We start from the raw sequence: 20,384 nt of genomic DNA on the forward strand, positions 1-20,384 counted from the left end.
ATCTCAGCAGTGAGGGGTTAGGCCCTCACTGCCTATTCGAAGAGAATCGATGTGAAAGTACTGACTGTATTTGGCACGCGACCGGAGGCCATTAAGATGGCGCCTCTGGTTCATGCGCTGGCAAAGGACCCTCATTTTGAGGCAAAAGTCTGCGTTACTGCGCAGCATCGGGAGATGCTCGATCAGGTTTTGAATCTCTTTTCTATTGTGCCTGACTACGATCTCAATATTATGCAGCCGGGTCAGGGGCTGACAGAGATTACCTGTCGAATCCTGGAAGGATTAAAACCGATTCTTGCCGATTTTAAACCTGATGTCGTATTGGTGCATGGCGATACGACAACCACTCTCGCCACCAGTCTGGCGGCTTTCTACCAGCGTATCCCTGTCGGTCATGTAGAGGCCGGGCTGCGAACCGGCGATCTCTACTCCCCCTGGCCTGAAGAGGCGAACCGCACCTTGACCGGTCGCCTGGCGATGTACCATTTTGCGCCGACGGAAAATTCACGGCAGAATTTACTGCGGGAACAGATCCCTGATAACCACATCTTTGTCACCGGCAATACCGTGATTGATGCGCTGATCTGGGTGCGCGATCGCGTACTGGCCAGCGATACGCTACGCGCCGAACTGGCAAAGCGGTATCCTTTCCTGTGTGACGATAAAAAAATGATCCTGGTGACCGGACATCGCCGTGAGAGCTTTGGCCGGGGGTTTGAGCAAATCTGTCATGCGCTGGCGGAGATAGCCGCTACCAATCAGGATGTACAAATTGTGTATCCGGTTCACCTGAACCCCAACGTCAGCGAACCGGTTAACCGCATCCTGGGGCATGTTGAAAATGTGATACTGATTGAGCCGCAGGATTACCTGCCGTTTGTCTGGCTGATGAACCACGCCTGGCTGATCCTTACCGATTCCGGCGGGATTCAGGAAGAGGCGCCGTCATTAGGCAAACCGGTGTTGGTTATGCGCGCAATGACGGAACGGCCAGAAGCCGTTACCGCTGGCACGGTGCGTCTGGTGGGAACCGATTCACACCGTATTGTGGAAGAAGTCACACGTTTGCTGCACGACGAAAATGAATATCAAACCATGAGCCGCGCCCATAATCCTTATGGCGACGGGCAGGCGTGCGGCCGCATTTTACACGCGTTAAAAAATAATCGGGTATCGCTATGAGTTTTACGACCATTTCTGTTATTGGGCTGGGATACATCGGGTTGCCGACGGCTGCGGCCTTTGCTTCTCGCCAAAAGCACGTTATTGGCGTGGATATCAATCAGCAGGCGGTGGACACCATCAACCGTGGAGCCATCCATATTGTTGAGCCGGATCTGGATAGCGTCGTGAAAACTGCGGTTGAAGGCGGATTCCTCCGGGCCACGACAACGCCGGTAGCAGCCGACGCGTACTTGATCGCCGTGCCGACGCCGTTCAAGGGCGATCACGACCCCGATATGGTTTATGTCGAAGCGGCCGCGAAATCTATTGCTCCCGTACTGAAAAAAGGCGCGCTGGTCATCCTCGAATCCACCTCGCCGGTGGGCGCGACAGAACAAATGGCCGCATGGCTGGCGGAAATGCGCCCGGATCTGACTTTCCCGCAGCAGGCGGGGGAACAGGCTGATGTGAACATTGCCTACTGCCCGGAGCGCGTATTGCCGGGTCAGGTTATGGTGGAGCTCATCAAAAATGACCGCGTGATTGGCGGCATGACGCCGGTATGCTCCGCGCGTGCCAGCGAGTTGTACAAGATTTTCCTTGAAGGCGAGTGTGTGGTGACTAATTCCCGCACCGCCGAAATGTGTAAGCTCACGGAAAACAGCTTCCGTGACGTCAATATCGCCTTTGCGAACGAGCTGTCGCTGATTTGCGCCGATCAGGGAATTAACGTCTGGGAACTGATTCGTCTGGCGAATCGTCATCCGCGCGTGAATATTCTCCAGCCTGGGCCGGGCGTGGGCGGCCACTGCATCGCCGTCGATCCGTGGTTTATTGTGGCGCAAAACCCGCAGCAGGCACGGCTGATCCGTACCGCGCGTGAAGTGAACGACGGTAAACCACACTGGGTGATGGCGCAGGTGAAAGCCGCAGTGGCGGATTGCCTGACGGCAACGAATAAGCGCGCCAGCGACATCAAAATCGCCTGCTTTGGTCTGGCGTTTAAACCGAATATTGACGATCTGCGTGAAAGCCCGGCGATGGGCATTGCGCAGGAGATTGCGCAATGGCATGCCGGTGAAACGCTGGTGGTAGAGCCTAATATTCATCAGTTGCCGAAAAAACTGGAAGGTCGCTGCACGTTAGCCACGCTGGAAAATGCGCTGGCGGAAGCGGATGTGCTGGTCATGCTGGTTGACCATCATCCGTTTAAAGCGATTAACGGCGACGCCGTGCGGCAACGCTACATTGTGGATACGAAAGGAGTCTGGCGCTGATGAAACGGATTCTGGTCACTGGCGGCGCGGGATTTATCGGCTCTGCCGTTGTGCGCCACATCATTGATGAAACCCCCGACGCCGTAGTGGTGGTGGATAAGCTCACCTACGCCGGAAACCTGATGTCGCTGGCGCCAGTTGCACAGCATGAGCGCTTTGCCTTTGAGAGAGTGGATATCTGCGATCGGGCATCGCTGGATCGCGTTTTTCAGCAGTACCAGCCGGATTACGTGATGCATCTGGCGGCGGAAAGCCATGTTGACCGGTCTATCGACGGCCCGGCTGCGTTTATTGAAACCAATATCGTGGGAACCTACACGCTGCTGGAAGCGGCCCGGACTTACTGGGCGACGCTCAATGATGAGAAAAAATCGGCGTTTCGTTTCCACCATATCTCCACTGACGAGGTGTATGGCGATCTGCATTCCACGGATGATTTCTTTACTGAGACCACGCCGTATGCGCCGAGCAGTCCTTATTCCGCCTCGAAAGCCAGCAGCGATCACCTGGTGCGCGCGTGGTTGCGCACCTATGGTCTGCCGACGCTGGTCACTAACTGTTCCAATAATTACGGCCCTTACCACTTCCCGGAAAAGCTGATCCCATTGATGATCCTGAACGCGCTGGCGGGTAAACCGCTGCCGGTGTATGGCAATGGACAACAGATCCGCGACTGGCTGTACGTTGAAGATCACGCCAGGGCGCTGTATCGCGTGCTGACGGCGGGCGAAGTGGGGGAGACATATAACATTGGCGGCCATAATGAGCGTAAGAATCTGGAGGTTGTGGAAACGATTTGCGATCTGCTGGAAGAACTTGCGCCACAAAAACCGCAGGGCGTGGCGCATTATCGCTCCCTGATCGCTTTTGTGGATGACCGTCCAGGCCATGATTTACGCTATGCCATCGACGCAGCGAAAATTGCGCGTGAACTTGGCTGGACGCCGCAGGAAACCTTTGAAAGCGGAATGCGGAAAACCGTGCAGTGGTATCTGGCGAATGAGGCCTGGTGGAAGCCCGTGCAGGATGGCAGCTATCAGGGTGAACGTTTAGGTCTGAAGGGCTAAACCCGGAGGAGGAACGCATGAAAGGTATCATTCTGGCGGGCGGCTCTGGCACCCGCCTGCATCCGATTACGCGCGGCGTGTCAAAGCAGCTTCTGCCGATTTATGACAAGCCGATGATCTACTATCCGCTGTCGGTACTGATGCTGGCGGGTATCCGGGAAATCCTGATTATCACCACACCGGAAGATAAGCACTATTTTCAGCGTCTGCTGGGCGATGGTTCGGAGTTTGGCATTGAGTTGCAGTATGCCGAACAACCCAGCCCGGATGGGCTGGCGCAGGCCTTTATCATTGGTGAAACATTCCTTAACGGCGAGCCGTCCTGTCTTGTACTGGGCGACAATATCTTCTTTGGTCAGGGTTTCAGCCCGAAATTGCGTCATGTGGCGGCGCGAACCGAAGGGGCGACCGTTTTTGGTTATCAGGTTATGGACCCGGAACGTTTTGGCGTTGTGGAGTTCGACGACAATTTTCGCGCGGTCTCGCTGGAAGAAAAGCCGAAACAGCCGAAATCAAACTGGGCGGTGACCGGTCTCTATTTTTACGACAGCAAGGTAGTAGAGTACGCGAAGCGCGTGAAGCCTTCCGAGCGCGGTGAGCTGGAGATTACGTCCATTAATCAGATGTACCTTAATGACGGCAAGCTGACGGTTGAGTTGCTCGGTCGTGGCTTTGCGTGGCTGGATACCGGCACCCATGACAGCCTGATTGAAGCGAGCACGTTTGTGCAGACGGTTGAAAAACGCCAGGGCTTCAAAATTGCCTGTCTGGAAGAGATCGCCTGGCGTAACGGCTGGCTGGATGACGAGGGCGTAAAACGCGCCGCCAGTTCTTTAGCGAAAACCGGCTATGGCCAATATTTACTGGAGCTACTCTGTGCCCGTCCGCGCCAGTATTGAACCATTAACGTGGGAAAATACGTTCTTTGGCGTCAATAGCGCTATTGTTCGCGTGAACCCTGCCGCGCCGGTGTTAACGCCAGAGGCATTGCAACCCTGGTCGCGCGTGCAGGCGAAAATTTCTGCTGCGCGCACGGATGAATTAGATGCGCTGCAACAGTTGGGGTTTTCGCTGGTAGAAGGCGAAGTCGACTTCAGCCTGCCGGTCGCTGGCGTTGAACGTATTTCTGGCGTGGAAATTGCACAAATTGCCGATATTCCCGCGTTACGTCAACAGGCGTCCGCCGCGTTTGCGCAAAGCCGTTTCCGCGCACCGTGGTATGCGCCGGACGCCAGCGTCCGTTTTTATGCTCAGTGGATTGAAAATGCCGTGCGCGGCACCTTCGATCACCTGTGTCTGGTTATCCGGGCGGCGAATAACGATATTCGCGGGTTTGTCTCGCTGCGCGAACTGAACGACACCGATGCGCGCATCGGCCTGCTGGCCGGGCGTGGCGCAGGGGCAGAATTAATGCAGGCGGCGCTCGCGTGGGCGCAGTCTCGCGGAAAGACAACATTGCGGGTGGCGACCCAGATGGGCAACACCGCCGCGCTTAAACGTTATATACAGAGCGGTGGCAACGTAGAAAGCACCGCGTACTGGTTATACAGGTGACAAAATGATTCCATTTAACGCGCCGCCGGTGGTGGGAACCGAACTCGATTACATGCAGTCAGCGCTGGGAAGCGGCAAACTTTGCGGAGATGGCGGCTTTACGCGCCGTTGCCAGCAGTGGCTGGAGCAACGTTTTGGCAGCGCTAAAGTGTTGCTGACGCCATCCTGTACGGCGTCACTTGAAATGGCGGCATTGCTGCTGGACATCCAGCCGGGCGATGAAGTCATTATGCCAAGCTACACCTTCGTTTCTACCGCCAACGCCTTTGTGCTGCGCGGGGCGAAAATCATTTTCGTCGATATCCGCCCGGATACCATGAACATTGATGAAACGCTGATTGAAGCGGCGATTACCGACAAGACGCGCGTCATTGTTCCGGTGCATTACGCGGGCGTCGCTTGCGAAATGGACACCATTATGGCGATTGCGAAGCGTCATAATCTGTTTGTGGTGGAAGATGCCGCGCAGGGTGTGATGTCGACCTGGAAAGGCCGTGCGCTGGGGACGATTGGTCATATCGGTTGCTTCAGTTTTCACGAAACCAAAAACTACACGGCAGGTGGTGAAGGCGGCGCGACGCTGATTAACGACCGTTCCCTGATTGAACGGGCGGAAATCATCCGTGAAAAAGGCACCAATCGCAGCCAGTTCTTCCGGGGACAGGTGGATAAATACACCTGGCGGGATATCGGCTCCAGCTATCTGATGTCCGATCTCCAGGCGGCGTATCTGTGGGCGCAGTTGGAAGCGGCCGATCGCATCAATCAACAGCGTCTGGCGCTGTGGCAGACCTACTATGACGCACTGGTGCCGCTGGCGCGCGCGGGACGTATTGACCTGCCCTCTATCCCGGACGACTGTAGGCACAACGCGCATATGTTTTATATCAAGTTGCGGGATATTACCGATCGCAGCGCGCTGATCAACTTCCTGAAAGAAGCGGAAATCATGGCGGTGTTCCATTACATCCCGCTACATGATTGTCCGGCAGGCGACAAGTTTGGCGAGTTCCGTGGCGAAGATCGGTACACCACCAAAGAGAGCGAGCGCCTGCTGCGCTTGCCGCTGTTTTATAATCTGTCTCCCGTTAATCAGCGAACGGTGATTTCGACCTTGCTGAACTATTTCTCCTGATATGTCGCTTGCGAAAGCGTCCCTGTGGACGGCCGCCAGTACGCTGGTGAAAATTGGCGCAGGCTTACTGGTCGTAAAACTGCTGGCGGTGTCGTTTGGCCCTGCGGGCGTCGGCCAGGCGGGTAACTTCCGCCAGATGGTGACCGTGCTCGGCGTGCTGGCCGGGGCCGGGATATTTAACGGGGTGACGAAGTATGTCGCTCAGCATCATGATAACCCTGCCCGGTTGCGTAACGTGGTGGGCACTTCATCCGCAATGGTGCTGGTGTTCTCCACGCTACTGGCGCTGGTCTTCGTGCTGGCGGCGGCCCCCATTAGCCAGGGGCTGTTTGGGCACAGCCACTACCAGGGGCTGGTGCGTTTAGTGGCGCTGGTGCAGATGGGGATCGCCTGGGCGAACCTGCTGCTGGCGCTGATGAAAGGGTTTCGTGACGCTGCCGGGAATGCGCTGTCGCTGATTGTGGGGAGCCTGGTGGGGGTTGTGGCCTACTATGGCTGCTACCGTCTGGGCGGCTATGAAGGTGCGCTGCTGGGTCTGGCGCTGGTGCCTGCGCTGGTGGTGATCCCGGCGGCGATTATGCTGATTAAACGCGGCGCGATCCCGCTTAGCTACCTGAAACCGTCGTGGGATAAAGGGCTTGCCGGACAGCTCAGCAAATTTACGCTGATGGCGCTGATTACGTCCGTCACGCTACCGGTGGCTTATGTGATGATGCGAAACCTGCTGGCGGCGCATTACAGCTGGGATGATGTTGGTATCTGGCAGGGCGTAAGCAGTATTTCCGATGCCTATCTACAATTTATTACCGCCTCGTTTAGCGTGTACTTATTGCCAACGCTGTCGCGTCTGACCGAAAAGCAGGCGATTACGCGCGAAGTGGTGAAATCGCTGAAATTTGTTCTGCCTGCGGTGGCGGCGGCGAGTTTTACGGTCTGGCTGCTGCGCGATTTCGCCATCTGGCTGCTCTTTTCCGCCAAATTCACCGCCATGCGCGATCTGTTCGCCTGGCAACTGGTGGGCGATGTGCTGAAAGTGGGCGCGTACGTTTTTGGCTATCTGGTGATCGCGAAAGCGTCGCTGCGGTTTTATATTCTGGCTGAGATTAGCCAGTTCATTTTGTTGACGGCATTCGCTCACTGGCTTATCCCCGCGCATGGCGCGCTGGGGGCGGCACAGGCGTATATGGCCACTTATGTGGTCTATTTCTCTCTCTGTTGTGGCGTGTTTTTACTCTGGCGTAGGCGGGCATGACTGTACTGATTCACGTACTGGGATCGGATATCCCTCACCATAATCAAACCGTGCTGCGGTTTTTCAATGATGCGCTGGCCGCGACAAGCGAGCATGCGCGCGTGTTTATGGTTGCAGGTCAGGATGCGGGGCTCAGGGAAAGCTGCCCGGCTCTGTCGCTGAGTTTCTACGCCGGGAAAAAAACGCTGGCTGAGGCGGTCATCGCCAAAGCGAAAGCCAATCGCCGGCAACGTTTCTTCTTCCACGGTCAGTTCAATACCAGCCTGTGGCTGGCGCTGCTAAGTGGCGGAATCAAACCTGAGCAGTTTTACTGGCACATCTGGGGCGCGGATCTGTATGAAGTTTCCCGTGGGCTGAAATTCCGTCTGTTTTACCCCGTTCGCCGCATGGCGCAAAATCGAGTGGGCTGTGTGTTCGCTACTCGTGGCGATTTGAGCTATTTCGCCCGTCAGCACCCGCGCGTGCGTGGTGAACTGCTCTATTTCCCGACGCGAATGGACTCTTCGCTTAATAACATGGCAAACGATCGTCCGCGTGAAGGGAAAATGACGGTTCTGGTGGGTAACTCCGGCGATCGCAGTAACGAACATATTGCGGCGTTACGCGCGGTGTATCAGCAGTTTGGCGACACGGTAAATGTGATCGTGCCGATGGGCTATCCGGCCAATAACGATGCGTACATTGATGAAGTCCGTCAGGCGGGACAGGCGCTGTTCAGTGCGGAAAATTTGCACATCCTCAGCGAAAAACTGGAATTCGATGCTTATCTGGCGCTGCTTCGCCAGTGCGACCTCGGGTATTTCATCTTTGCCCGTCAGCAGGGAATCGGCACGTTGTGCCTGCTTATCCAGGCGGGTGTCCCGTGCGTGCTTAACCGTGAGAACCCGTTCTGGCAGGATATGGCGGAACAGCATCTGCCCGTGTTGTTCACGACGGACGCGCTTAATGAGGGCGTGGTTCGTGAGGCGCAGCGGCAGCTGGCGTCCGTGGATAAAAGCGGGATCACCTTCTTTAGCCCAAATTACCTTGAACCGTGGCATAACGCGTTACGCATTGCCGCAGGAGACGCCGCATGAGCCTGATGCAATTTAGCGGGTTACTGGTCGTCTGGCTGCTCTCTACGCTGTTTATCGCCACGTTGACCTGGTTTGAGTTTCGCCGCGTGCGCTTTAACTTCAACGTATTCTTTTCATTGCTGTTTTTGCTGACCTTTTTCTTCGGCTTCCCGTTGACCAGCGTGCTGGTGTTCCGCTTTGACGTCGGCGTGGCGCCGCCGGAAATCCTGTTGCAGGCGTTATTGTCCGCCGCGTGTTTTTATGCCGTTTATTACGTGACCTATAAAACCCGCTTACGTAAACGCGTGACGGATGTGCCGCGCAAGCCGCTATTTACCATGAACCGGGTGGAGACTCACCTTACCTGGGTCATGCTGATGGGGATTGCACTGGTGAGCGTTGGCATCTTCTTTATGCACAATGGGTTCCTGCTGTTCCGGCTGCACTCTTACAGCCAGATCTTCTCCAGCGAAGTCTCCGGCGTGGCATTGAAACGCTTCTTCTACTTCTTTATTCCGGCGATGCTGGTGATCTACTTCCTGCGCCAGGACAGTAAAGCGTGGCTGTTTTTCCTGGTGAGTACCGTTGCGTTTGGCCTGCTGACCTACATGATTGTTGGCGGCACGCGCGCTAACATCATCATCGCGTTTGCCATCTTCCTGTTTATCGGCATTATTCGTGGCTGGATCTCGCTGTGGATGCTGGTGGCGGCGGGTGTGCTGGGAATTGTCGGGATGTTCTGGCTGGCGCTGAAGCGCTATGGGCTGAACGTGAGCGGCGATGAGGCGTTTTACACTTTCCTGTATCTGACCCGCGATACCTTCTCGCCGTGGGAGAACCTGGCGCTGCTGTTGCAAAACTACGACAACATCGATTTCCAGGGACTGGCGCCGATCGTCCGTGATTTTTATGTCTTTATTCCTTCGTGGCTGTGGCCTGGGCGTCCGGGTATTGTGCTGAATTCAGCCAACTACTTTACCTGGGAAGTGCTGAACAACCACTCTGGCCTCGCCATTTCCCCCACGCTGATTGGTTCGCTGGTGGTGATGGGCGGCGCGCTGTTTATCCCTCTGGGGGCGGTCGCGGTTGGGCTGATTATCAAATGGTTTGACTGGCTGTATGAGCTTGGCAACCGCGAGACGAATCGCTATAAGGCGGCGATTTTGCACAGTTTCTGCTTTGGCGCCATCTTCAATATGATTGTTCTGGCGCGAGAAGGGCTGGATTCTTTTGTCTCGCGAGTGGTCTTTTTCCTCGTGATTTTTGGTGCCTGCCTGCTGGTGGCAAAACTCTTGTTCTGGCTTTTCGATTGTGCCGGGTTGGTCCATCAACGGGCGAAACCGCAGCCGCAGACTCAGGTTGAAGGATAATAATGACGGATAACACGACAGCGCCGCTCTATTCACTTCGTGGATTGCAGCTGATTGGCTGGCGCGATATGCAACATGCGCTGAATTACCTGTTTGCCGATGGGCAAATGAAGCAGGGTACGCTGGTGGCGATCAATGCTGAGAAAATGCTGACCGCAGAAGATGACCCGGAAGTCAGGGCGTTGATTGATGCCGCCGAGTTTAAATATGCGGATGGCATTAGCGTCGTGCGCTCAGTGCGTAAGAAATTCCCCCAGGCGCAGGTTTCACGGGTGGCCGGGGCCGATCTCTGGGAAGAACTGATGGCGCGCGCTGGTAAAGAAGGGACGCCCGTTTTTCTGGTCGGCGGTAAGCCGGAGGTGCTGGCGCAGACGGAAGCGAAACTGCGTGCGCAGTGGAACGTCAATATTGTCGGTAGCCAGGACGGTTATTTTAAACCTGAGCAGCGCCAGGCGCTGTTTGAGCGCATCCATGCCAGCGGGGCGAAGATTGTGACCGTGGCGATGGGATCGCCGAAACAAGAAATCCTGATGCGCGACTGTCGGGTGATTCATCCTCAGGCCTTATATATGGGGGTGGGCGGCACCTACGATGTCTTTACCGGTCATGTGAAACGCGCGCCCAAAATGTGGCAGACGCTGGGGCTGGAGTGGCTGTATCGCCTGCTGTCTCAGCCGAGCCGTATCACCCGCCAGCTGCGTCTGTTGCGCTATCTCCGCTGGCATTACACCGGCAATCTCTGAACGCTGCTTTTCTTACGGGCAGCGCATTCTGCTTAATGCGTTGCCCGCCTCCCACATTTTTGTTCCTTTTTTACACAAAACATGCATTTTTTTAATGCTTCATTTGCCATTTTGCCAAATTTAAGAAACCATTCGCATCGCTTGATGTACCCATAACAATAACCGGCAACAACGCCGGAACGAGTGCAAACACGACAAGAGGATTTATGGCAGAGAAAAAACCGGAGCTACAGCGTGGGCTGGAAGCTCGTCATATCGAATTGATCGCCCTTGGGGGCACGATTGGCGTTGGGCTGTTTATGGGCGCCGCCAGTACGCTGAAATGGGCGGGGCCCTCCGTGCTGCTGGCGTATATCGTTGCCGGGCTGTTCGTCTTTTTCATCATGCGCTCAATGGGCGAAATGCTGTTCCTGGAGCCGGTTACTGGCTCATTCGCCGTTTATGCGCACCGTTACATGAGCCCCTTCTTTGGCTATCTCACCGCGTGGTCATACTGGTTTATGTGGATGGCGGTGGGGATATCGGAAATAACCGCTATCGGGGTATACGTGCAGTTCTGGTTCCCGGACATGGCGCAATGGATACCCGCCCTGATCGCCGTTGGGCTGGTGGCGCTGGCTAATCTGGCCGCCGTCCGTCTGTACGGCGAAATCGAGTTCTGGTTTGCGATGATCAAAGTCACCACCATCATTGTGATGATTGTGGTCGGACTGGGGGTGATTTTCTTTGGCTTTGGTAATGGCGGTCAGGCGATCGGTTTTGGCAACCTGACAGAACACGGCGGCTTCTTTGCCGGTGGCTGGAAAGGGTTCCTGACGGCGTTGTGTATTGTGGTCGCCTCCTATCAGGGCGTGGAGCTGATCGGCATTACCGCGGGTGAAGCGAAGAATCCGCAGGTTACGCTGCGCAGCGCGGTAGGCAAGGTACTGTGGCGTATCCTGATTTTCTATGTAGGGGCGATTTTCGTTATCGTGACAATCTTCCCGTGGAACGAAATCGGCAGTAACGGCAGCCCGTTTGTACTCACCTTTGCCAAAATCGGGATTACCGCTGCGGCGGGCATTATTAACTTCGTGGTGCTGACCGCCGCGCTTTCCGGCTGTAACAGCGGCATGTATAGCTGCGGACGTATGCTGTATGCCCTGGCGAAAAACCGCCAGCTTCCGGCGGCGATGGCGAAAGTCTCCCGTCATGGTGTACCGGTTGCCGGGGTGGCGCTGTCGATCGCGATTCTGCTGATTGGTTCATGCCTGAACTACATTATTCCGAACCCGCAGCGGGTGTTTGTGTATGTCTACAGCGCCAGCGTATTGCCGGGTATGGTGCCGTGGTTCGTGATCCTGATTAGCCAGTTGCGTTTCCGTCGTGCTCATAAAGACGCGATGATCAGCCATCCTTTCCGTTCTATTATGTTCCCGTGGGCGAATTATCTGACGATGGCGTTCCTGGTTTGCGTTTTAATTGGCATGTACTTGAATGAAGATACCCGTATGTCGCTGTTTGTCGGCATCATCTTCCTGCTTGCCGTCACGCTCGTCTACAAGGTTTTCGGCCTGAATCGCGCCGGAACTGCCCACAAGGTGGGGGAATAAGCAGCAAAACGCGCAAAGCGTAACCAAACGCGCATTTTATTTAAAAAGGCACTAGACAGAGGGGTGGGAAGTCCGTATTATCCACCCCCGCAACGGCGCTAAGCGCCCGTAGCTCAGCTGGATAGAGCGCTGCCCTCCGGAGGCAGAGGTCTCAGGTTCGAATCCTGTCGGGCGCACCATTTACCCGGTGCTGGAGCTGCGGTGGTTTTAATACCGCGTAAAAGATTTCAGTGGTGGCTATAGCTCAGTTGGTAGAGCCCTGGATTGTGATTCCAGTTGTCGTGGGTTCGAATCCCATTAGCCACCCCATTATTAAAAGTTGTGAAATGCGAAGGTGGCGGAATTGGTAGACGCGCTAGCTTCAGGTGTTAGTGTCCTTACGGACGTGGGGGTTCAAGTCCCCCCCCTCGCACCACGACTTAAAGAGTTGAACTAAAAATTCAAAAAAAGCAGTACATCGGCGAGTAGCGCAGCTTGGTAGCGCAACTGGTTTGGGACCAGTGGGTCGGAGGTTCGAATCCTCTCTCGCCGACCAATTTTGAACCCCGCTTCGGCGGGGTTTTTTGTTTTCACCTCTTCTTCCTCTTCTTTCCCGATCCCCTTATATAGCTGTCGCAATGTTGAGACATTCCAGGCTTTTGTTGTCGCTATCTGGTGACGTCTAACGCCATGATTTATCACTAATTATCGGTATTGCGTGTTATTTGTCTCCGTTCAGAGACAAAGAGGGGATTTTTATGGCGAAGAAGGCTGGCAGAAACCGCCGCAGAGCCGCGAATGGCCTGATACGTTAAAAAGTCTGAATCCTTATTTTTGGCGGTGCAATCCTGGCATGCAATGTGCAATAATATCCCTGTAGATGCTCATTCCATCTCTTATGTTCGCCTTGGTGCCTCATAAACTTAGGAATGATGCAGAGCCGTTTACGGTGCTTATCGTCCACAGACAGATGTCGCTTACGCCTCATCAAACACCATGGACATAACGTTGAGTGAAGCACCTATTTATGTTGTCATACAGACCTGTTTTGACGCCTGCTCATTTGAGCAGGCGTTTTTTTATGGGGAAGCGGAAGAGAACTGCCGGATGGCGGTTTCGCTTTATCCGGCCTACGGTGACCTGGCAGGCCCGGTAAGCGTAGCGCCACCGGGCAATGGGAATTACTGCGGAGGATTGTTCTGCAAGGTCAGCATAAGACCGTCGCGGCGCATGGTGGCCGCTTCTTCCGGCTGATGCAACCGGTCCAGCGCATCGGCGAGCCAGGCGTAGTCGTAGGCGTCAGGGCGTTGCTTGAGCGCGGCGCGGAAGGCGAACGTTGCCTCCTGCCATTCGCCATGCTTCATCAACGACTGACCCAGCGTGCTCCACAGTAGCGGGCGATCGCCAACGGTTTTAATCTGCTGGCGCAGCACTTTTTCCAGCTGCTCCGGGTTGTTGGTTTTCAGGCGCGGGATCGGCAGAACCAGGCGGTCGTCATACTGGCGCTTCAGGCCGTCGATGATGATCTGCTGCGCCATATCGTGATCGTCGCATTCAATCAGATGCTCTGCCATTGCCACTTGCAGCGGAACCTGGTGGCGAGTTTTACGGCTCTGGTTCTTCCACCATTCGCGTAATCCTTCGCTGCCCTGATCGGCTCGCGCCTGATCCATCAGCCCAATCCAGGCCTGCTGTTCCAGCATGGCGCGATGTTCTTCATCGCCGACGTTGGCCTTCGCCATTGATGGGATGATGTCCAGCAGTGAACTCCATGCTCCGGTGCGGATGTAAGCCTGTTCCGCCAGGCGCAGCACTTCTGGATGACGCGGGGTAACTTCCAGCAGTTTATCCACGCCGTGACGCGCCGCATGATTCTCGTTGCGCGCCAGTTGCAGACGTACGCGGGCGATCTCCACCGGAATCGTGTCATTGCCCGCCAGTTCTGCGGCACGTTCCAGATGCTGATTAGCGCGCGCTTCGTCACCACGCTGCTGCGCGGCTTCGGCGGCCAGCAGATAGTTCACCACCGGCTGTTCAGCGTGATCGGCATTCTTCGCCATCAGCTTCTCAACCTGCTGGTAATCGCCTTCTGCCAGCTTAAGCAGCGCCTGTTCAGTCTGCTTACGTGCGCGGCGGCGTTTACGCCCGACAAACCAGCCGCGAGTGTGCGCGCCGGTGCGGAAAACGCGTCGCAGCAGCCACTCAATGGCGAACAGAATGACCATCATAACGATCAGGATGATCACCAGCCCCGTTACGCTGGTCTCAATGTTGTAATTATCGGTCTGGATCAGAACATAGCCCTGATGACCGGCGATCATTGGGCCTATGACGATACCGGCGATCAACAACACAAAGAGCAATAATACTTTCAGCATCATTATTCTCCTTGCGGCGCGGCTGCCGGTGCTTCTGCCTGCGGAGCAGGGGCCTGAGCCGCTTCGGTCGTGGCCGCCGCCGGCTGCGCCAGCAGGTTACGCACGCGAGTCTGCATCAGTTTCTCAAGAATCGGCTGGCTCTGTAACGTCTCCGGCACGTCCATCGTGATGCTCTGTTGACTCAGTTTATCCACGTCATCAAGAAACGCTTTGGTCGTTGCGTCGTCGGTGTCGTAGTACGCGCGTACCCAGGTGGAGACATTATCCAGCGCCTGACGGTAAGTCTCTTCCTGATGACGCGGCACGGCTTGCGCCGCCACTAACAGGCGGGAGCGGATGTTTTCACGTAAGTAAACGTCCTGGTTCGGTGCCAGCAGCGGGACGGCGGTGTCATCACGACGGCGAATAGTAATAAAGCTGTCCATAAAGTTCTGCCAGCTTTTTTGCAGGTTAACGCGCCATTCGCTGATCGAGCTGGACAGCTCGCTGCTGTCGGAGTCCATTGGCGAATCGTCGGTGTCATTATCGGCCAGACGCAGGTTATCAATCTGGTTAGAGAGCTGGTTCACTTTGAGGATAATGCCGTCGTAGTCCACCTGCGCCACCGCCGACAGGCTGGCAATATCATCGGTAATGGCGCGGCGCGCGGCGATCAGACTGGGGTCGTTCATGTCTGCCAGGCTGGCATCCGCGCTTTTGAGCAGCGCCGCAGCGGTGGTGACATCCTGATCGCTCCACAATTTACGTCCGGCGAGTTTGACCAGAAAATCAGATTGCGCCAGCAGCCAGGTTTTGGCGTCGCTGCCGGAGATCGTCGCGACTTTCTGTTGCACTTCATCCAGCTGTTTCGCCAGCGCGGCCTGTTGGCGATTTGCATCATCCAGTTGCGTCGCCTGCTGTTTGATAATGCCTTCCAGCTCCGCTTTTTGGCTTTCCTGGGCTTTTTGCAGCGCCGTAAGTTGGTTAACCAGCGCATCGCTGGTGGCTGTTTGTTTAACGGCCTGCTGCTTTCCCCAGCCATACAGACCGACGCCCGCGGCCAGGGCAATGGCGATTGCCACCGCACTCAATACCAGCGCGGCGCCGTTCTTACTCTTCTTTTCTGCATTGACTGGCTGCGGCGTGGTTTCCACGGCCTCCCTGGTCTCTTCAACCACGGCGGAGGATTTTTCTTGTTCCGTCATTATGGCATCCCATTATGAGAGTTATTGTAATGCGCGCAGTAGCGCATCGTTGTCGGCGTTATCAGCGACCTTAATATCTTGCCAGCCCAGTTCCCGGGCGAGGTGCGCCAGACGCTCACTGACGACCAGCAGCCGACAGCGTAGTAACCAGTGCTCACGATACCACTGCGGGATCAGCGACCAGAGCTGTTGCAGCATTTCGCCGCTGGTGACAACAATCGTCGTCACGCCGCGAGAGTGCCAGCGCATCGCCTCTTCCGCGCCATCGTAATATTTTGCACTGCGTTGATAACATTCACAAAAGGTGACTTCAGCGCCGCGTTCTGTGAGGGTTTTGCCTAACAGTTCACGCCCACCGTTGCCCCGTAAAATAATCGCTCGTTTTCCCGCAATATTTTGTAATTCAGGTAATTGTAGCAAGACTTCGCTGATTTCCCGATCCAGAGGATAGCGAATATCGCATCCGCTAACGGTATGCAACGCCAGCGCCGTTGTGCGCCCGATGGCGAAGTAGCGTGGCTGCACAGGCCAGCCCAGCCCCTGCTGTTGCAGTTGGGCGTGGGCAAAGGCGACGGCGTGTTGCGAGAGGGCGAACACCAGATCGTTGTCCGTGAGCGCCGCCAGGCGATCGGCAAGCGTTACCAGTTCCCGGCCCGGCGTAAACTCAATAAGCGGAAAACTCCAGGCCACCTGCCCCAGTGTGCGCAGACGGCTCACTAACTCTTCCCCGGAGGGAGACGGGCGGGTGACCAGAATACTCATGCGGGCGCTTCTCCGTTATAAACCTCGGTCAGAATCGCGCGGGCGCCGTTTTCCAGCAGCTCTTCCGCCAGGGAAATGCCCATTTGCGCGGCGTCCTGCGGCAATCCACGACGTTCTCCGCGAATCATCTGCGAACCGTCAGGTGCGCCAACCAGCGCACGCAGCCAGACTTCACCATCAATGATTTCAGCATAGCTGCCAATCGGCACCTGACAGCCCCCTTCCAGTCGGGTGTTCATGGCGCGTTCGGCTTTTACACGTAGCGCGGTTTCTTCATGGTTCAGCGGCGCTAACAGCGCCTGAGTACGTGCGTCATCCAGTCGGCATTCAATGCCCACTGCGCCTTGCCCTACGGCAGGGAGAGAGATTTCGGGAGGCAGCGCGGTGCGAATACGCGACGTCAGACCTAACCGTTTTAACCCGGCAACCGCCAGGATAATTGCGTCATAATCACCGTTATCGAGCTTGCTCAGGCGTGTGCCGACGTTGCCGCGCAGCGAGCGGATGACGAGATCCGGGCGACGCTCGGCCAACTGGCACTGGCGACGCAAACTTGATGTGCCGACGATGCTGCCTGCGGGCAGTTCATCCAGATTGTTGTATTGGTTCGAGACGAAAGCATCGCGTGGATCTTCGCGTTCGCAAATCGTGACCAGGCCAAGCCCTTGCGGGAATTCTACCGGCACATCTTTCATCGAATGCACGGCGATATCGGCGCGCTTTTCCAGCAGCGCGACTTCCAGCTCTTTTACAAACAAGCCCTTACCGCCCACTTTTGCCAGAGGGGTGTCCAGAATCACGTCGCCGCGCGTCACCATCGGCACCAGTTCCACGACCAGTCCCGGATGCTGTGCTATCAACGCGTCTTTGACATAATGTGCCTGCCAGAGCGCAAGGGGGCTTTGGCGTGTGGCAATTCTTAAAACATTGTCTAACATGCTTGTTACCGTCATTATCGTCCGTGGACCATCCTAACATCCTTACAAGTGGGATGTCAGTGTTACGGTCAAAGGTGAGTAAGAGGATCAGGCGCGGCGTCGCGACTGGCAGTGAATAATGACGAGAAACCGCCTGACCGTATTAAGGAATTTACACGCAGCTAACGGTGCTACACTTGTATGTAGTGCATCTTTCTTTACGGTCAATGAGCAAGGTGTTAAATTGATCACGTTTTAGACCATTTTTTCGTCTTTACCCCTTAATGGGGAGAAGGATGAAAAAGGTAACGGTTATTTTTGACATACGGTTTATCCCGAATGGTTTGGTTGTCCGCACTCGCGATGGCAATCAGACGCATGACGGGTAGCAACATCAGGCGATACGTCTTGTACCTCTATATTGAGACTTTGAAACAGAGACTGGATGCCATCAATCAATTGCGTGTGGATCGCGCGCTTGCTGCCATGGGCCCTGCCTTCCAGCAGGTATACAGTCTGCTGCCGACATTATTGCACTACCATAATCCGCTGATGCCGGGTTACCTCGACGGTAACGTTCCCAAGGGCATATGCTTTTACACGCCTGATGAAACCCAACGCCACTACCTGAATGAACTTGAACTGTACCGGGGTATGTCCACGCAGGACCCGCCGAAAGGCGAGCTGCCGATCACCGGCGTGTACTCGATGGGCAGTACATCTTCAGTAGGGCAAAGCTGTTCTTCTGACCTGGATATCTGGGTCTGCCACCAGTCCTGGCTTGATAGCGAAGAGCGCCAGTTGCTGCAACGTAAATGCAGTCTGCTGGAAAGCTGGGCCGCTTCGCTGGGCGTGGAAGTCAGCTTCTTCCTGATCGACGAAAACCGTTTCCGCCATAATGAAAGCGGCAGTCTGGGTGGTGAAGACTGCGGCTCGACGCAGCACATCCTGCTGCTCGACGAATTTTATCGCACCGCTGTGCGTCTGGCCGGTAAGCGTATTCTGTGGAATATGGTGCCGTGCGACGAAGAAGAGCATTACGACGACTACGTCATGACGCTCTACGCGCAGGGTGTCCTCACGCCAAACGAATGGCTGGACCTGGGCGGATTAAGCTCGCTTTCCGCCGAAGAGTACTTTGGCGCCAGCCTCTGGCAGTTGTACAAGAGTATCGATTCCCCGTACAAAGCGGTGCTGAAAACACTGCTGCTGGAAGCCTACTCCTGGGAATATCCCAATCCGCGCCTGTTGGCGAAAGACATTAAACAGCGCCTGCATGACGGCGAGATCGTTTCGTTTGGTCTCGACCCGTATTGCATGATGCTGGAACGCGTGACCGAATACCTTACGGCTATCGAAGATCCGACGCGTCTTGATTTAGTCCGTCGATGTTTCTACTTAAAAGTGTGTGAGAAACTGAGCCGCGAACGCGCCTGCGTTGGCTGGCGTCGTGAAGTGTTAAGTCAGTTAGTGAACGAGTGGGGATGGGACGACGCCCGTCTGACAATGCTCGACAACCGGGCGAACTGGAAGATCGATCAGGTACGCGAAGCGCATAACGAACTGCTCGACGCCATGATGCAGAGCTATCGTAATCTGATCCGTTTTGCCCGCCGTAACAATCTCAGCGTTAGCGCCAGCCCGCAGGATATTGGCGTGCTGACGCGTAAACTGTATGCCGCATTTGAAGCCTTGCCGGGCAAAGTGACGCTGGTGAACCCGCAGATTTCACCGGATCTCTCCGAACCGAACCTGACCTTTATCCATGTGCCGCCGGGCCGGGCCAACCGTTCTGGCTGGTATCTCTACAACCGTGCGCCGAACATGGATTCGATCATCAGCCATCAGCCGTTGGAATATAACCGCTACCTGAACAAACTGGTGGCGTGGGCCTGGTTTAACGGTTTGCTGACGTCGCGTACCCACCTGTTTATTAAGGGCAACGGCATTGTGGACCTGCCTAAGTTGCAGGAGATGGTGGCCGATGTGTCGCACCATTTCCCGCTGCGTTTGCCTGCGCCAACGCCGAAAGCGCTCTACAGTCCGTGTGAAATTCGCCATCTGGCGATCATCGTTAACCTTGAATATGACCCGACGGCGGCGTTCCGCAATCAGGTGGTGCATTTTGATTTCCGTAAGCTGGATGTCTTCAGCTTTGGCGAAGAGCAAAACTGCCTGGTCGGCAGTGTCGACCTGTTGTATCGCAACTCGTGGAACGAAGTGCGTACTCTGCACTTCAACGGCGAACAGGCGATGATCGAAGCGCTGAAAACGATTCTCGGCAAAATGCACCAGGATGCCGCGCCGCCGGACAGCGTGGAAGTGTTCTGCTATAGCCAGCATCTGCGCGGCCTGATCCGCACCCGCGTACAGCAACTGGTCTCCGAGTGCATTGAACTGCGCCTCTCCAGCACCCGCCAGGAAACCGGACGCTTTAAAGCGCTGCGCGTTTCGGGCCAAACCTGGGGGCTGTTCTTCGAGCGCCTGAATGTTTCGGTGCAGAAACTGGAAAACGCCATTGAGTTTTACGGCGCGATTTCGCACAACAAACTTCACGGACTTTCCGTTCAGGTTGAGACCAACCATGTGAAATTACCGTCGGTGGTGGATGGGTTCGCCAGCGAAGGGATCATCCAGTTCTTCTTTGAAGAAACCGGCGATGAGAAAGGCTTTAATATTTATATTCTGGACGAGAGTAACCGGGCGGAAGTGTATCACCACTGCGAAGGCAGCAAAGAAGAGCTGGTACGCGACGTGAGCCGCTTTTATTCGTCGTCGCACGATCGCTTCACCTACGGCTCCAGCTTCATCAACTTCAACCTGCCGCAGTTCTACCAGATTGTGAATACCGACGGTCGCGAGCAGGTCATTCCGTTCCGTACCCAGCCCATCAGCGCCGTGCCACCGGCAAACCAGGACAACGACGCGCCGCTGTTACAGCAGTATTTCTCGTGA

General features: G+C 55.6%; 16 protein-coding genes and 4 tRNA genes. 16 read left to right on the forward strand and 4 right to left on the reverse strand.

The window, feature by feature from the left end; genetic code table 11:
• Nucleotides 1-51 precede the first annotated feature (51 nt).
• From wecB to OGX84_RS02460, 15 genes are all read left to right on the forward strand, one after another.
• Entirely contained in the window at nucleotides 52-1,182 is a 1,131-nt protein-coding gene (wecB, locus tag OGX84_RS02390) for a non-hydrolyzing UDP-N-acetylglucosamine 2-epimerase (protein WP_112002538.1), read from the forward strand.
• Nucleotides 1,179-2,441 (forward strand): UDP-N-acetyl-D-mannosamine dehydrogenase, encoded by a 1,263-nt coding sequence (wecC, locus tag OGX84_RS02395; RefSeq protein ID WP_112002537.1) that lies wholly within the window; start codon nucleotides 1,179-1,181, stop codon nucleotides 2,439-2,441. The genes wecB and wecC overlap by 4 nt, the downstream gene beginning before the upstream one ends.
• Nucleotides 2,441-3,508: a dTDP-glucose 4,6-dehydratase gene (gene rffG / locus OGX84_RS02400; protein ID WP_047460017.1), complete on the forward strand. Its 1,068-nt coding sequence runs from the start codon at nucleotides 2,441-2,443 to the stop codon at nucleotides 3,506-3,508. Before wecC ends, rffG begins: the two co-directional genes overlap by 1 nt.
• Before the next feature lie 17 nt (nucleotides 3,509-3,525).
• Nucleotides 3,526-4,407 carry a glucose-1-phosphate thymidylyltransferase RfbA gene (gene rfbA, locus OGX84_RS02405; protein WP_286457343.1) on the forward strand — a complete coding sequence of 294 codons (882 nt, stop codon included), beginning with the start codon at nucleotides 3,526-3,528 and terminating at the stop codon, nucleotides 4,405-4,407.
• Nucleotides 4,385-5,062, forward strand: a complete 678-nt coding sequence (gene rffC / locus OGX84_RS02410; protein ID WP_112002536.1) for a dTDP-4-amino-4,6-dideoxy-D-galactose acyltransferase — start codon at nucleotides 4,385-4,387, stop codon at nucleotides 5,060-5,062. The genes rfbA and rffC overlap by 23 nt, the downstream gene beginning before the upstream one ends.
• 4 nt (nucleotides 5,063-5,066) lie before the next feature.
• Nucleotides 5,067-6,197 carry a dTDP-4-amino-4,6-dideoxygalactose transaminase gene (gene rffA / locus OGX84_RS02415; RefSeq protein WP_104867964.1) on the forward strand — a complete coding sequence of 377 codons (1,131 nt, stop codon included), beginning with the start codon at nucleotides 5,067-5,069 and terminating at the stop codon, nucleotides 6,195-6,197.
• 1 nt (nucleotide 6,198) lies between these two features.
• Nucleotides 6,199-7,449: a lipid III flippase WzxE gene (wzxE, locus tag OGX84_RS02420; RefSeq protein ID WP_112002535.1), complete on the forward strand. Its 1,251-nt coding sequence runs from the start codon at nucleotides 6,199-6,201 to the stop codon at nucleotides 7,447-7,449.
• Entirely contained in the window at nucleotides 7,446-8,525 is a 1,080-nt protein-coding gene (locus OGX84_RS02425) for a TDP-N-acetylfucosamine:lipid II N-acetylfucosaminyltransferase (protein WP_112002534.1), read from the forward strand. Before wzxE ends, OGX84_RS02425 begins: the two co-directional genes overlap by 4 nt.
• Complete coding sequence (gene wzyE, locus OGX84_RS02430) at nucleotides 8,522-9,874, forward strand: ECA oligosaccharide polymerase (RefSeq protein WP_012131144.1); 1,353 nt, start codon at nucleotides 8,522-8,524, stop codon at nucleotides 9,872-9,874. The genes OGX84_RS02425 and wzyE overlap by 4 nt, the downstream gene beginning before the upstream one ends.
• Nucleotides 9,875-9,876: 2 nt before the next feature.
• Entirely contained in the window at nucleotides 9,877-10,617 is a 741-nt protein-coding gene (wecG, locus tag OGX84_RS02435; protein ID WP_012131145.1) for a lipopolysaccharide N-acetylmannosaminouronosyltransferase, read from the forward strand.
• A 206-nt stretch (nucleotides 10,618-10,823) separates the two neighbouring features.
• The gene (thrP, locus tag OGX84_RS02440; RefSeq protein WP_012131146.1) at nucleotides 10,824-12,209 is read left to right on the forward strand and encodes a bifunctional threonine/serine APC transporter ThrP; all 1,386 of its coding nucleotides are present in this window, start codon (nucleotides 10,824-10,826) and stop codon (nucleotides 12,207-12,209) included.
• Nucleotides 12,210-12,311: 102 nt separating this feature from the next.
• Nucleotides 12,312-12,388: transfer RNA gene (locus tag OGX84_RS02445), tRNA-Arg, on the forward strand.
• Nucleotides 12,389-12,442: 54 nt separating this feature from the next.
• A tRNA-His gene (locus OGX84_RS02450) sits at nucleotides 12,443-12,518 on the forward strand.
• A gap of 19 nt (nucleotides 12,519-12,537) precedes the next feature.
• Nucleotides 12,538-12,624, forward strand: a tRNA-Leu gene (locus OGX84_RS02455).
• Between the two features lie 43 nt (nucleotides 12,625-12,667).
• Nucleotides 12,668-12,744, forward strand: a tRNA-Pro gene (locus OGX84_RS02460).
• A gap of 625 nt (nucleotides 12,745-13,369) precedes the next feature.
• On the opposite strand, the gene hemY is transcribed toward OGX84_RS02460, so the two are convergent.
• From hemY to hemC, 4 genes are read right to left on the reverse strand one after another with little or no spacing between them, the layout of a single operon-like run.
• Nucleotides 13,370-14,566, reverse strand: coding sequence for a protoheme IX biogenesis protein HemY (gene hemY, locus OGX84_RS02465; RefSeq protein ID WP_047460000.1), 1,197 nt, complete (start codon nucleotides 14,564-14,566; stop codon nucleotides 13,370-13,372).
• A 2-nt stretch (nucleotides 14,567-14,568) separates the two neighbouring features.
• A complete protein-coding gene (gene hemX / locus OGX84_RS02470) occupies nucleotides 14,569-15,750 on the reverse strand; it encodes a uroporphyrinogen-III C-methyltransferase (protein ID WP_012131148.1) in 1,182 nt (393 codons plus the stop codon).
• Between the two features lie 21 nt (nucleotides 15,751-15,771).
• The gene (gene hemD, locus OGX84_RS02475; protein ID WP_112002533.1) at nucleotides 15,772-16,512 is read right to left on the reverse strand and encodes a uroporphyrinogen-III synthase; all 741 of its coding nucleotides are present in this window, start codon (nucleotides 16,510-16,512) and stop codon (nucleotides 15,772-15,774) included.
• Entirely contained in the window at nucleotides 16,509-17,450 is a 942-nt protein-coding gene (hemC, locus tag OGX84_RS02480; protein ID WP_071258150.1) for a hydroxymethylbilane synthase, read from the reverse strand. The genes hemD and hemC overlap by 4 nt, the downstream gene beginning before the upstream one ends.
• Before the next feature lie 387 nt (nucleotides 17,451-17,837).
• Between hemC and cyaA the strand changes: the two genes are divergently transcribed.
• Nucleotides 17,838-20,384, forward strand: a complete 2,547-nt coding sequence (cyaA, locus tag OGX84_RS02485) for a class I adenylate cyclase (protein WP_071258135.1) — start codon at nucleotides 17,838-17,840, stop codon at nucleotides 20,382-20,384.

Origin of the sequence: Citrobacter sp. CK202, from assembly GCF_030333225.1 — a bacterium.
Lineage (GTDB): Bacteria > Pseudomonadota > Gammaproteobacteria > Enterobacterales > Enterobacteriaceae > Citrobacter_B > Citrobacter_B koseri.

Coding starts and splice junctions, on each gene's coding strand:
- wecC (WP_112002537.1), top strand. CDS start 1,179: ATGAGTTTTACGACCATTTCTGTTATTGGGCTGGGATACATCGGGTTG.
- rffG (WP_047460017.1), top strand. CDS start 2,441: ATGAAACGGATTCTGGTCACTGGCGGCGCGGGATTTATCGGCTCTGCC.
- rfbA (WP_286457343.1), top strand. CDS start 3,526: ATGAAAGGTATCATTCTGGCGGGCGGCTCTGGCACCCGCCTGCATCCG.
- rffA (WP_104867964.1), top strand. CDS start 5,067: ATGATTCCATTTAACGCGCCGCCGGTGGTGGGAACCGAACTCGATTAC.
- wzxE (WP_112002535.1), top strand. CDS start 6,199: ATGTCGCTTGCGAAAGCGTCCCTGTGGACGGCCGCCAGTACGCTGGTG.
- OGX84_RS02425 (WP_112002534.1), top strand. CDS start 7,446: ATGACTGTACTGATTCACGTACTGGGATCGGATATCCCTCACCATAAT.
- wzyE (WP_012131144.1), top strand. CDS start 8,522: ATGAGCCTGATGCAATTTAGCGGGTTACTGGTCGTCTGGCTGCTCTCT.
- wecG (WP_012131145.1), top strand. CDS start 9,877: ATGACGGATAACACGACAGCGCCGCTCTATTCACTTCGTGGATTGCAG.
- thrP (WP_012131146.1), top strand. CDS start 10,824: ATGGCAGAGAAAAAACCGGAGCTACAGCGTGGGCTGGAAGCTCGTCAT.
- hemY (WP_047460000.1), bottom strand. CDS start 14,566: ATGCTGAAAGTATTATTGCTCTTTGTGTTGTTGATCGCCGGTATCGTC.
- hemX (WP_012131148.1), bottom strand. CDS start 15,750: ATGACGGAACAAGAAAAATCCTCCGCCGTGGTTGAAGAGACCAGGGAG.
- hemD (WP_112002533.1), bottom strand. CDS start 16,512: ATGAGTATTCTGGTCACCCGCCCGTCTCCCTCCGGGGAAGAGTTAGTG.
- hemC (WP_071258150.1), bottom strand. CDS start 17,450: ATGTTAGACAATGTTTTAAGAATTGCCACACGCCAAAGCCCCCTTGCG.